We start from the raw sequence: 12,026 nt of genomic DNA on the forward strand, positions 1-12,026 counted from the left end.
CGCGCTTCTCCGGTTCAGCCAGGCGTGGCCGGGAAGTAGACCACCAGCCTGAGGTGACGATGCTCGTCCACCAGCAAGGTCTCGTGGACGTAGTCCAGTCGCTCTCCCGCTGCGCCCAGGACCGCACTCGTGCCATGGCGCGCGACTTCGCCGGCAGGCGCCTTCCACCAGCGCCGGAAGTCGGGCGAGAGGGCGCTCAGGTCCGCGACCAGCGCCTGCATCGCCGGATCATCCGGCGCCACCGCGAAGTGGTAACGGAACTGCGCGAGCAAGCCCGGCGCATCTTCCCGCCAGGCGGGCAGCCGCGGCCGCATTTCCGGATCGGCGAACACCATCCGGAGGATGTTGCGCGCCCCCGCAGGCCTGCCTCCCAGGCCGAACAAGGCATCCGCCGCCGCGTTCCACGCGACCACATCCCAGCGAAGGTTCATGACATAGGCCGGCCTGGCGGGTAGTTCATCGAGCAGCCGCTGGGTCAGCGGTCCCACGACGGTGCTCTGGTGCGCTTCCGGCGGGGGCGGCCGCCTGTGCGCCAGGTGGAACAAGTGGCTGCATTGCGCATCGTCCAGCCTGAGGGCGCGCGCCACGCCCAGCAGGAAGCTCTCCGAGACACGGATCTCGCGTCCCTGTTCGAACCAGGTGTACCAGGTCAACCCTACCCCGGCCAGCGCCGCGACTTCTTCGCGCCGCAGACCGGCTGTACGGCGGCGTCCGCCGGCGGGAAGCCCCACGTCGGCGGGCGTGAGGCGGTTGCGTTGTTGCACGAGGAAGGTGGACAGCGCGTCCCTGTTGCGGATACGGGTGGAATTGGCCATGCCTGTCAGTGCCAGTAATAGGATAACTGCTTAAATTGTCACAGGATCATATTGCATCGAAGATGGGGGCATTGCAAGCAAGCGAACACAGCGGAGGCCCCCTTGACTACACCTGTCGACCACATCCTGCCACCCGAGCATTCCGAACCGCGCACCGCCGGCCAGAGGCCGGCCGGGACCCGGGAGTGGATCGGGCTCGGCCTGCTGGCCCTCCCGACCATCCTGCTCGGACTGGACCTGACCCTGCTGCACCTCGCCCTGCCTGCACTGGCCGTCGACCTGCGGGCGACCAGCGTCCAGTCCCTCTGGATCGTCGACATCTATGGCCTCGTGATCGCCGGCCTGCTCATCACGATGGGAGCGCTCGGTGACCGTATCGGACGGCGCAGGCTCCTGATGATCGGCGCGGCGGGCTTCGGCGCAGCGTCCGTGATGGCTGCCTATGCGCCCACCCCGGCGGCGCTGATCGCCGCCCGCGCCCTGCTCGGCATCGCGGGCGCCACCCTCATGCCATCCACGCTCGCTCTCATCAGCAATATGTTCGTGCGGCGCGAGCAGCGGGCCCTGGCCATCGGCGTCTGGGCTACCATGTTCGCGCTGGGCATGGCCGCCGGCCCGCTGGTGGGAGGCCTGCTCCTGGAACGCTACTGGTGGGGCGCCGCCTTCCTGGTGGCGCTGCCGGTGGTCGCGGTCCTGCTGCTGGCTGCGCCTTCGCTCATCCCCGAATACCGGCCCGCGCGGGCGTCCCGGCTGGATCTCCACAGCGCCGTCCTGAGCCTGCTGGCACTGCTGCCGGTCATCTATGGTTTCAAGCACATGGCACGCTACGGCGCCGGCACCGGCGCCCTGCTCGCCATCCTGTCCGGCGTCTTTTTCGCGCGCCTCTTCGTGCGACGCCAGCGCCGGCTTCCGGATCCGCTGATCGACCTGAGCCTGTTCGACAGCCGGGCGTTCCGCATGGCCCTGCTGGTGCTGCTCGGCGGCCTCGTCGGGGTCGGAGGAACCATGCTGCTGGTCACGCAGTATCTGCAACTGGTCGTCGGGCTGTCACCGTCCGCGGCCGGGGCGTGGATGGCGCCGCCCGCCCTGGCGATGCTGGTCGCGGGGATCGTCGCCCCCTTGCTTGCCAGGACCGTGCGGCCGGGCCGGGTCATGGCCGGCGGTCTCGCAGTCTCGGTCGTCGGATATGCGATGCTGGCATTGCTCGCGCGCGGCGCCCACGATGTCGTGCAGGTCAGCGCGGCATTCTCGCTGGTCTACCTGGGCCTGGGAACGATCGCCTCCCTGGGCACCGATCTGGTGGTCGGCGCGGCGCCGCCGGAGAAGGCCGGCGCCGCCTCGGCGATGTCCGAGACGGTCCAGGAACTGGGAATCGCCATCGGAATCGCCGTCCTGGGCAGCGTGACGACCGCAGTCTACCGCCGCGAGATCGGCGCCGGCATGCCGCAGGGACTGGCCGACGAGGTGCGGCAGGCTCTGGCGGACAGCCTCGCCGGGGCGAACGCGTTTGCGCATGCGCTTCCCGACGGCCTGCTGGCGCAGGCGCAGGACGCCTTCATCGCTGGCCTCAACGCGGCTGCCGGTGCGAGCGTCGTCGGCATCGCCCTACTCGCCGCGCTCGCGGCATGGAAGCTGCAGGACATCGGCGCGGCAGGTGGTCGCGATTGACACCGGCAGGCGCGCGTTACCAGGACCCGCCGAGATGCCATCACATCGGGTTTGCGCCGCCCTGGACCGGCGCCGGTCCCGCAGGCCGCGCCGCGTTGCCGGGCACCCAGCGTTGGCGCAGGACCATGAAAGGCGTCTCCACCAGGCGGTACAGCAACCAGCCAGTGAGCACCGACAGCGTCAGCAGCACGACGATGGTCAAGGCATGTTCCGGGCCGTAGCCATGCGCCGCCATCCAACCGGCAGCCATCACGCACACCGGCTTGTGCAAGAGGTAGATCGCATACGACCACAGCGCCAGCGGGCCGGCGCCCGGCACGTGCAGGTTGCGCAGCAACGAACCTTCGGCCACGCCGGCCACGATGAGCAGGGAAAACCCCAAGGCCATCAGCGGAAACCCGAAGACGGTGATGCCGAAACCGTAGCGGTCGTCGAGGAAGAACCAGAACGCCGCGCCGCACGCCAGCAGGCCGGCAAGCCCCATCAGGTTACCGTGCTTCGTCAAGCGGCCCCATGCCCCCGGATGATGGTTGCGCAGCAGTGCCAGCGCCACGCCCGCCAGCAGCTCGTCGTACCTGCATAAGCTAGAGTAATAAATGTACTTGAAGTAGAAGTAAAGCTTATGAGTGTGGGCATCCATCTCCTGCCACAGGTCCGCCCGCACCAGCATCCCCGCGATGAAGGCCAGAAGAATGCCGGTCCAGGCCAGGCGCAGCGAGCCCCTGCATGCCGCGCCGATCAGGGCCACCGCCGGCAGCAGCAGGTAGAACTGCTCCTCGATCGCCAGCGACCAGCTGTGCGAAAACGCGCTGCCCGGCTCCAGCGCGAAGTTCTGGATGAAGCTCGCGTACTTCCACAGCGGCAGCAGCGGCGCATCGCCGCGGAATGCCGGCCACAGGAAGTACAGGGCCAGCACCACCCAGTAGTTCGGCAGCGTGCGCAGCAGGCGGCGCGCGTAGAAATGCTTCAGCGAGAAGCCGCCGGGCGACTTCATCGCAGCAAAAATCTGGTTGCCGATCAGGTAGCCCGACAGCGCGAAGAACAGGTCGACCCCGACCCAGCCGATGCTGCCCACCCAGCCGAAGGTCGGCGCATCGCTTACGAACAGCACGTAGTGGTGCAGCACGACGAAGGACACGGCGAGTGCGCGCAGGGTGTCGAGGCCGTGGACGCGAACGGTGGACGAGGATTGCATGCGGCTGGGGCAAGTGCGGAAAATGCCGATCATGCCATGCGCCCTCGCCCGCCGCCATCTTTACCGATAGAATATCGGCACCATTTATTCCGAGCCCTGCCGCAATGACCTCTTCCAGCCAGTACCAGTTCAAATCCGTCAACTACACCGGCATCCAGCCCGGTCCGCGCGTCATCATCATGGGCGCGACCCATGGCAACGAAGTCTGCGGCACCATCGCGATCCGCCGCATCATGGAGGAGATCGACAGTGGCAAGCTGCACATCGCCGCGGGCAGCGTCACCTTCGTGCCGGTCGTGAACCCGAAGGCCTACGAACAGAACACCCGCAACGGCGACCGCAACCTGAACCGCAACCTGTTCCCGAAAGAGGATCCCCAGGACTTCGAGGACCACATCGCCAACTGGCTCTGCCCCCTGCTCGCCCGGCACGAGGTGCTGCTCGACCTGCATTCCTTCAACGCCGTCGGCGGCCTGCCCTTCGTGATGGTCGGCCCGCTCAACAACGACGGCCCGCTGCAGCCCTTCCAGCATGCGGAAAAAGAGCGTGCGCTGGCCCGCCGCCTGGGCGTGAAGCGCTTCGTGGACGGCTGGCTGGCCACCTACGGCGACGGCGTCAAGCGCCGCAGCCGCAATGCGGACGAACTGGAGACCGTGCTGCGCTACGGCGTCGGCACCACCGAATACATGCGCAGCACCGGCGGCTGGGCCCTGACCCTGGAGTGCGGCCAGCACGAAGACCCGGCCGCGCCTGACGTGGCCTACCGCGCCATCATGAACACCCTGGCCCACCTGAAGGTGATCGAAGCGCCGGACCCGGAGCCGATCGCTTTCGAGGACATGGAAGCGCTGTCCATGGTGACCGTGCATGACAAGCTGCACGCGGACGACCGGTTCAGCCGCGCCTGGGCCAGCTTCGACCCCGTGAACGAAGGCGACGAGATCGGCGTGCGCGCCGACGGCACGGTCGTGAAGGCGGAATTCAGCGGCCGCATCCTGTTCCCGGACGCGAAGGCCTCCGCCAACTCGGAGTGGTACTACATGACCCGTCCGAACCCGCGCTTCGGCCGCGAGTAAGTTCGCATCAAGCCGGCGTCAGCATCTTGAGCGCGATGATTCCGCCGGCGATCATCGCGATCGCCCCGAGGCGCAGCGCGCCGGCCGGCTCGTTCAGCAGCACCATGCCGGCGATGGCCGTGCCAACGGTCCCGATGCCGGTCCACACCGCATAGGCGGTACCCAGCGGCAGCTGGCGCAAGGCCAGGCCCAGCATGCCGACGCTGCCGGCCATCGTCGTGATGGTGAACACCGAGGGCCACAGTTTCGTGAAGCCGGCCGTGTATTTCAGGCCGACCGCCCAGGCCACTTCCAGCAAGCCGGCAATGAACAGATATACCCAACTCATCCAGACTACTCCCTGCAAAAGCGCGCAGTATAGCGGCGCCAGCAGGATTTCCGCATATATCGTAAGATGACGATATTCGGATCGAAAGAACCCGATACAAGGAAGAAATCATGGACATCGACGCGATCCACAAGGCCCTTGCGAACCCGGTGCGGCGCCAGATCCTGCACTGGCTGAAGGATCCGCACCAGCACTTCGCCGAGCAGGAACACCCGCTCGACATGGGCGTGTGCTGCAAGCTGATCGACCAGCGCGCCAAGCTGTCGCAGTCGACCGTGTCGGCCCACCTGGCGACCCTGCACAAGGCCGGGCTGGTGAGCACGAGGCGCGTCGGACAGTTCATCTTCTTCCAGCGTAACGAGGAGGTCATCCAGGCCTTCCTCGACCAACTGAATGACGGACTTTAGGAGTAGCTCCACATGACAACGATGTTTGACCCGCTGAAGGTCGGCGCCCTCGAACTGCCGAACCGCATCATCATGGCCCCGCTGACCCGCTCGCGCGCCGTCGGGGCGGGTCGCGTGCCGAACGCGATGATGGCCGAATACTATGTGCAGCGCGCCAGCGCCGGCCTGATCCTGTCGGAAGCCACCGCCGTGACCCCGATGGGCGTGGGCTATGCCGACACCCCGGGCATCTGGTCTAGCGAACAGGTCGAAGGCTGGAAGCTCGTCACCGACGCCGTGCACAAGGCCGGTGGACGCATCGTCCTGCAACTGTGGCACGTGGGCCGCATCTCGGACCCGCACTTCCTCGACGGCCAGCTGCCGGTCGCCCCGTCCGCGATTGCCGCCAACGGCCACGTCAGCCTGCTGCGCCCCAAGCGTGACCACGTCACCCCGCGCGCCCTCGAGACGGCCGAGATCCCGGCCATCGTCGCCGCCTACCGCAAGGGCGCCGAGAACGCGAAGAAGGCCGGCTTCGACGGCGTCGAGATCCACGGCGCCAACGGCTACCTGCTCGACCAGTTCCTGCAGGATTCCACCAACCAGCGCACCGACCAGTACGGCGGCTCGCTGGAAAATCGCGCCCGCCTGATGCTCGAAGTGACGGACGCCTGCATCGACGTCTGGGGCGCGGACCGCGTCGGCATGCACCTCGCGCCGCGCGGCGACCAGCACACCATGGGCGACTCGAATCCGCGCGAGACCTTCGGCTACGTCGCCCGCGAGCTGGGAAAACGCGGTATCGCCTTCATCTGCGCCCGCGAAGCCATCGGCGACGACAGCCTGCGCGCCCACCTGAAGAAGGAATTCGGCGGCGTCTACATCGCCAACGAGAAGCTGACCAGGGAAAGCGCGGAGCAGCTGATCGCATCCGGCGAAGCGGATGCCGTGGCCTTCGGCGTGTGGTTCATCGCGAACCCGGACCTGCCGCGGCGCTTCGCGCAGAACGCGCCGCTGAACCAGCCGAAGCCTGAGCTCTTCTACGCACCGGGCGCCGAAGGGTACATCGACTACCCGGCGCTCGCGTAAGCCGGCAATACCACCGTCGCCCCGGCGCAGGCCGGGGCCCCGTTTCCCCCGCCCTTTCCGCCCGTCTCCCCGCACCGCGCACCCCGTACATACGTTCTACAAAACGATATGCATGTGGTGTGTTTGACAGCTGTCTCATGCTATTCTTGCGCGATTATTTTTAGCGCCCCCCATAGCGCGCTGTCCTCCAGGAGACCACGTGAAACACTTCGCCCCCCGCGTACTGGCCTTGGCCATCGCGTCAAGCTTCGCCTTCAACGCCGCCCACGCCGCACCCGCCCCGGCACGCGCCGAGAACGCCTATCTGTCGGAAGCCGATGCCATGGCCAGGTCAAGCCGTGTGTCGAACGTGGACTACGTGCTCGACTTCACCCTGACCGGCAAGGAGACCTTCGCCGGCACCACCACGGTCACCTTCGACCTGAAGGACACCGATTCGGCCCTCACCATCGACCTGAACAAGGCGACCGTGAAATCGGTCACCATCAACGGCAAGCAGGTCACCCCGACCTACAACAACTGGTTCGTCACCCTGCCGGCCGACACCCTGGCCAAGGGCAAGAACACCGTCACCATCGCCTACGAGCGCCTGCACAGCACCAATGGCGAAGGCCTGCACCGCATGGTCGACCCGGTCGACGGCAAGGTCTACACCTACTCGCACTTCGAGCCGGCCGCCGCGCACCAGATGTTCGCGGTGTTCGACCAGCCCGACCTGAAGGCCACCTACACCGTCACCGTGAACGCGCCGGGCGACTGGCACGTGGTCACCACCACCCGCGAATCGAACATCGCCGACGCCGCCGGCGGCAAGCGCTGGACCTTCCCGAAGACGAAGAAGCTCAGCCCCTACAACTTCTCGCTGCACGCCGGTCCCTACCAGGTCTGGGAAGACAAGAGCGGCAAGTACCCGATGCGCCTGTTCGCGCGCCAGTCCGTCGCCAAGCAGGTGACGCCGGGCGACTGGTTCCGCTACACCAAGAGCGGCCTCGAATTCTTCGACAACTACTTCGGCATCCCTTACCAGTTCGAGAAGTACGACCAGCTGCTGGTGCCTGACTTCCTGTACGGCGCGATGGAAAACGCCGCCGCGATCACCTTCGCCGAAGGCGGCTTCCTGTACAAGTCCGAGATGACCCCGGCGCAGAAGATGCGCCTGGCCGAAGTCATCATGCACGAGATGGCGCACCAGTGGTTCGGCGACCTGGTCACCATGAAGTGGTGGAACGGCCTGTGGCTGAACGAGAGCTTCGCCTCCTTCATGGCGACCCTGGCCACCGCCGAGGCGACCGAATTCAAGGACGCCTGGCAGTCCTTCTACCAGCAGGACAAGCAGGGCGCCTACACCCAGGACCAGAAGGTCTCGACCCACCCGATCGAAGTGCCGGTGCCGTCCTCGGCCAACGCCTTCGACAACATCGACGCGATCACCTATTCGAAGGGGGCCTCGACCCTCAAGCAGCTGCGCCACATGCTGGGCGAGGAAGTGTTCCGCAAGGGCGTGCACAACTACCTGGTGAAGTACTCCTGGCAGAACGCGAAACTCGAAGACTTCATCGGCAGCCTGGGCCAGGCGGCCGGCCGCGACCTGTCGAAGTGGACCCAGGACTGGCTCTACCAGGCCGGCGTAAACACCATCACCGCCAACTACAGCTGCAAGGCCGGCAAGATCAACGCCTTCTCGCTGCAGCAGACCGCGCCCAGCAAGGAACTGCCGACCCTGCGCGAACAGCGCGTGCAGGTCGCCGCCTTCAAGCGCGTGAACGGCAAGCTGGTGCTCGACAAGAACGTGCCGATCACCTACGCGGGCGCGAAGACCACGGTGCCGGGCCTGGTGGGCGCCGCCTGCCCGGACCTGGTTTATCCGAACTACCAGGACTGGGGCTTCGTGAAGGTCAACCTGGACCAGCGCTCCTTCGAGACCGCACGCACCACGCTGGCAGGCGTCGAGGATCCGCTGCTGCGCGCCATGCTGTGGCAAGCCCTGTGGGACGGCGTGCGCGACGCCAAGCTGCCGCTGAACGAATTCATCCAGGTGGCCCTGGCGAATGCGCCGCAGGAGAAGGACTACACCCTGCTGGGCGACGTGCTGGGCAAGATCGGCGCCTCGAAGATGTACATCAACGCCATGGGCATCGACAACGCCTGGTCGAAACAGACCGCCAAGCAGTTGGAAGACATGGCCTGGCAGGGCGTGGTCGCCAACAAGGGTAACGACAGCTTCCAGCGCAGCTGGTTCGGTCTCTACCTGGGCCTGGCGAGCAGCCCGGAGGCGCTGGCGCGCCTGGCCGGCATGCTCGAGGGCCAGGGCACGGAAGGCCTGAAGATCGGCCAGGACCAGCGCTGGTCCATCATCACCCGCCTGAATCGCTACAACTACCAGGGTGCGGCAAGCCTCCTGGCGGCCGAGCAGGAACGCGACAAGTCCGACACCGGCCAGGGCGCGGCGCTTGCCGCCACCGTGGTCCGTCCGGATCCGGCGGTGAAGGCCGAGTGGCTGGACAAGGTCGAGGACCTGCAGACCAAGCTGCCTTTCTCGCGCCTCCGCACGGCGATGGGCGCGATGTACCCGGCCGAGCAGAAGAAGCTCGACGAGATGACTGCGGAGCGCAGGCTGGCCAAGCTGCCGGCGATCGACAAGGCGGCCGGCCCGGTCTTCATGCGCACCTATGCGGGCACCATGATCCCGGCAAGCTGCACCCCTGCGAGCGTGGCGCGCCTGACGAAGGCGGCGAACACCATGAAGGACCTGAGCGCCGGCACCCGCCGTTCACTGCTCGACACGCTGCAGGAAGACCAGCGCTGCGTGGCGATCAAGCAGGCCCTGACGGCGCCGAAGTCCTAAGGACTGGATGCGGCAGCCGGCGTTGACCTACGGCCCGGCGGCGCTGCTGCGCCGCACGCACGCCAAGGGGCTGCTGCTGACCATCGGCCTGCACCTGCTGCTGGCCGCCAGCTGGCGGATCGCGCATCCGCCGGCCGCCGACACCGTCGAAGAGCGGGTGTTCGAGCTGATTCCCCTTCCTCCTCCCCTTCCCGACAAGCCGGCGCCGCGTGTCGATGTCCCGCCGCCCGCCGCCCCTCCGGTGCGCGGCGTGCCGGCGCGCCGCCGCAGCCGGGAACCCGAAGCCATCACCGCGCCTGGGGAAGCGCCGCGCCCTGCAGCAGATTCCTTCTCCCCCGCGCCGGAACCGGCGCCCGCCGAGGCGGCGCCGGACAGCATCGCCGCGCGCGCCCGACGCGACGCCGTCGCCATCGACCGCGAGATGCGCAAGGGGAAGTCCGGTGTGCCGGAGCACGCCGACACCGCGTGGGGACGCTTCGTGAGCGGCCTCGAGGACGCCCGCAAGGACGACAGCCTCTCCATCAAGACCGAAACCTACACCACGCCGGATGGACAGACGATCTACCGCTTCCGGCGTGGCGGCAGGTATTTTTGCCGCACCAGCGGCTTCGTGCGGCCACGCATCGGCGGCGCCGAAGGCGGCGGGGTGGAACTCTTCGATTCGCGCGGCCACGAAGGCGGCGCCGGCCAGGTGCGCTGCCCCAGCCAGGTCGTGTGGAAGCGGGACTAGCCGCCGTTCCGTTTCGCGCCGCCGGGGCCGCACAGCTCCGCCACCCGGCGCCAGGCGCCGGTGCCTTCGCACACCACCGGTGGACGCCCCTGCAGCAGCTTGCCCAGGTCCACCGGCTTGCCCTCGTTGACGATGACGCCGCGGTTGATGGGAATGCAGATGGCGTCGTGCCAGGCGGCAGCGTAGCCATCGGGCGTGGGCAGGGGCCCGCGCAGGCGCACGGCGGCCGCCTCGCATTCCTTCTTCGTTTGAAAGCTTCCTTTCAAGCTCGTACTCTCCAACATCACATCGCGGTGCTGCTGCAGGTAGAGCAGGAGGATCATCGTAAACATGCCGTCTCCTGACAAGGCGCCTGCTTCTTGCACGCCTGAGCTTCTTCAAGTCGGTGGCCCGGGACGCACGCTAGCCTGTGGGACTCTTGAGAGGATCCCCATGTTCAAGCTCGTCACCTGGAATATCCAGTCCGGCCGCAGCCCGGACGGTAAAACCGATCTCGACCGTATCATCGCATGCCTCGACCGCTTTTGCAGTTTTGACATGCTTTGTGTGCAAGAAGTTTCAAGCGGCTATACGGAGGGCGGCGAAGACCAGTTCGCCCTGCTGCGCGAACGCCTGCCCGGCTACACCGGAATCGAGGCCATCGCCTGCGATAGCGCGCTGCCGGGCGGCCGGCAGGGGCGGCGGCATTTCGGCATGATGGTGATTTCGCGCCACCCGGTACTGCAGGCGCTGCGCCACTCCCTTCCCTGGCCGCCGGAGCCCGGCGTGATGGGCATGCCGCGCACGGCGCTGGAACTGACCGTGGACGCGCCCGGCGGACAGCTGCGCATCGTCAGTGTCCATCTCGAATATTTTTCCCAGCGCCAGCGCATGGCCCAGGTGGAGCGCCTGCGCGAACTGCACCGCGAGGCCAGCCAGCACGCGCGCTGCCCCCAGGCTGCGGGCAACGGGCCCTTCGCGCCGACCCCGCGCGCCCTGCCCGCCCTGCTCGCCGGCGACTTCAACATGCTGCCCGGCTCGCCGGAGCACCAGCGCCTGCTGGCCCCGTTCAGCGACGGCACCCAGCCCTGGCGCGACTGCTGGCACCTGGCCCAGCCCGGCCGCCGCCATGCGCCCACCGTGGGCCTGCACGACCACCATCCGGAAGCCTGCGCACCCTTCACCTTCGACTACGTGTTCGCCAGCGCCGACCTGGCCGGACGGGTAGCGCGGGTGCGGGTCGACGCCAGCGAACAGGGTTCAAGCCACCAGGCCCTGCTGGTCGAGCTCAACTGGGGCGCCTGAGCACGTCCACCTCCCGGGCACCGTACAATGGCGGTTTGGCGGCATCTGCCGCCCAACAGCAACACGAGGCCACACTTGGATTGGGATTATCCGCACCCCTTCACCCTGCCCGTCACGCCCCAGCCAGGGGACATCGACGGCCTGAACCACACGAACAACGCCGTCTACGTCCGCTGGTGCGAGCAGGCCGGCTGGGCCCACTCGCACCAGCTCGGCCTGACCCTGGACGACTACCGGCGCCTGGACCGCGCGATGGCGATCCGCCGCGGCGACTACGACTACCTGCTGCCGACGGTGCTCGGCGAAGCGCTGCTGCTGTCCACCTGGCTGACCGCCGGCGACGGCAAGCTGGCGATGGAACGCCGCTTCCAGCTGCGCCGCGAGAGCGACGGCGCCACCGTCCTGCGCGGACGCTGGGACCTGGTCTGCATCGAGATCGCCAGCGGCCGGCCGCGCCGCATGCCGGCCGAATTCCTCGACGCCTACATGCCGGCGGTGGCGCTGGCGACCGGCGCCGCCGAGGCCTGACAGCCCGGATGGCGTGTTGAGCGCGCTCAAGGAAGACGTTGAGCTAACCGGCCCCCTTTCCGCTTGTGCCGCGTCAAACTGG

General features: G+C 67.4%; 12 protein-coding genes. 8 read left to right on the forward strand and 4 right to left on the reverse strand.

The genetic code is table 11. From position 1 onward, the window contains the following. Nucleotides 1-14 precede the first annotated feature (14 nt). Nucleotides 15-815, reverse strand: coding sequence for a helix-turn-helix transcriptional regulator (locus NX780_RS18485; protein WP_258829346.1), 801 nt, complete (start codon nt 813-815; stop codon nt 15-17). A 102-nt stretch (nt 816-917) separates the two neighbouring features. Here NX780_RS18485 and NX780_RS18490 point away from each other — a divergent pair, with 102 nt between their 5' ends. Further along, a complete protein-coding gene (locus tag NX780_RS18490; protein WP_258829347.1) occupies nt 918-2,483 on the forward strand; it encodes an MFS transporter in 1,566 nt (521 codons plus the stop codon). Between the two features lie 40 nt (nt 2,484-2,523). Here NX780_RS18490 and NX780_RS18495 read toward each other — a convergent pair whose 3' ends face one another. Continuing rightward, complete coding sequence (locus NX780_RS18495; RefSeq protein WP_258829348.1) at nt 2,524-3,711, reverse strand: acyltransferase family protein; 1,188 nt, start codon at nt 3,709-3,711, stop codon at nt 2,524-2,526. A gap of 71 nt (nt 3,712-3,782) precedes the next feature. Between NX780_RS18495 and NX780_RS18500 the strand changes: the two genes are divergently transcribed. Then, the gene (locus NX780_RS18500) at nt 3,783-4,754 is read left to right on the forward strand and encodes a succinylglutamate desuccinylase/aspartoacylase family protein (RefSeq protein ID WP_258829349.1); all 972 of its coding nucleotides are present in this window, start codon (nt 3,783-3,785) and stop codon (nt 4,752-4,754) included. 7 nt (nt 4,755-4,761) lie between these two features. Here the strand turns inward: NX780_RS18500 and NX780_RS18505 are convergent, their stop codons facing one another. Continuing rightward, nucleotides 4,762-5,082, reverse strand: a complete 321-nt coding sequence (locus NX780_RS18505) for a DMT family transporter (protein WP_258829350.1) — start codon at nt 5,080-5,082, stop codon at nt 4,762-4,764. 110 nt (nt 5,083-5,192) lie between these two features. Between NX780_RS18505 and NX780_RS18510 the strand changes: the two genes are divergently transcribed. From NX780_RS18510 to NX780_RS18525, 4 genes are all read left to right on the forward strand, one after another. Next, on the forward strand, nt 5,193-5,489 hold the full coding sequence (locus NX780_RS18510; RefSeq protein ID WP_258829351.1) for an ArsR/SmtB family transcription factor: 297 nt from the start codon (nt 5,193-5,195) through the stop codon (nt 5,487-5,489). Between the two features lie 12 nt (nt 5,490-5,501). Beyond that, entirely contained in the window at nt 5,502-6,557 is a 1,056-nt protein-coding gene (locus tag NX780_RS18515) for an alkene reductase (RefSeq protein ID WP_258829352.1), read from the forward strand. A gap of 199 nt (nt 6,558-6,756) precedes the next feature. Next, a complete protein-coding gene (pepN, locus tag NX780_RS18520) occupies nt 6,757-9,402 on the forward strand; it encodes an aminopeptidase N (RefSeq protein WP_258829353.1) in 2,646 nt (881 codons plus the stop codon). 7 nt (nt 9,403-9,409) lie between these two features. Continuing rightward, nucleotides 9,410-10,132 carry a hypothetical protein gene (locus tag NX780_RS18525; RefSeq protein WP_258829354.1) on the forward strand — a complete coding sequence of 241 codons (723 nt, stop codon included), beginning with the start codon at nt 9,410-9,412 and terminating at the stop codon, nt 10,130-10,132. Here NX780_RS18525 and NX780_RS18530 read toward each other — a convergent pair. Further along, the gene (locus NX780_RS18530; protein WP_258829355.1) at nt 10,129-10,464 is read right to left on the reverse strand and encodes a hypothetical protein; all 336 of its coding nucleotides are present in this window, start codon (nt 10,462-10,464) and stop codon (nt 10,129-10,131) included. The genes NX780_RS18525 and NX780_RS18530 overlap by 4 nt on opposite strands. A 100-nt stretch (nt 10,465-10,564) precedes the next feature. Here NX780_RS18530 and NX780_RS18535 point away from each other — a divergent pair, with 100 nt between their 5' ends. Together NX780_RS18535 and NX780_RS18540 are read left to right on the forward strand one after the other, a co-directional pair. Next, entirely contained in the window at nt 10,565-11,416 is an 852-nt protein-coding gene (locus NX780_RS18535) for an endonuclease/exonuclease/phosphatase family protein (protein WP_258829356.1), read from the forward strand. A gap of 75 nt (nt 11,417-11,491) precedes the next feature. Continuing rightward, entirely contained in the window at nt 11,492-11,944 is a 453-nt protein-coding gene (locus NX780_RS18540; RefSeq protein ID WP_258829357.1) for an acyl-CoA thioesterase, read from the forward strand. The last annotated feature ends 82 nt before the right edge of the window (nt 11,945-12,026 follow it).

Origin of the sequence: Massilia agri (assembly GCF_024753255.1) — a bacterium.
Lineage (GTDB): Bacteria > Pseudomonadota > Gammaproteobacteria > Burkholderiales > Burkholderiaceae_D > Telluria > Telluria agri.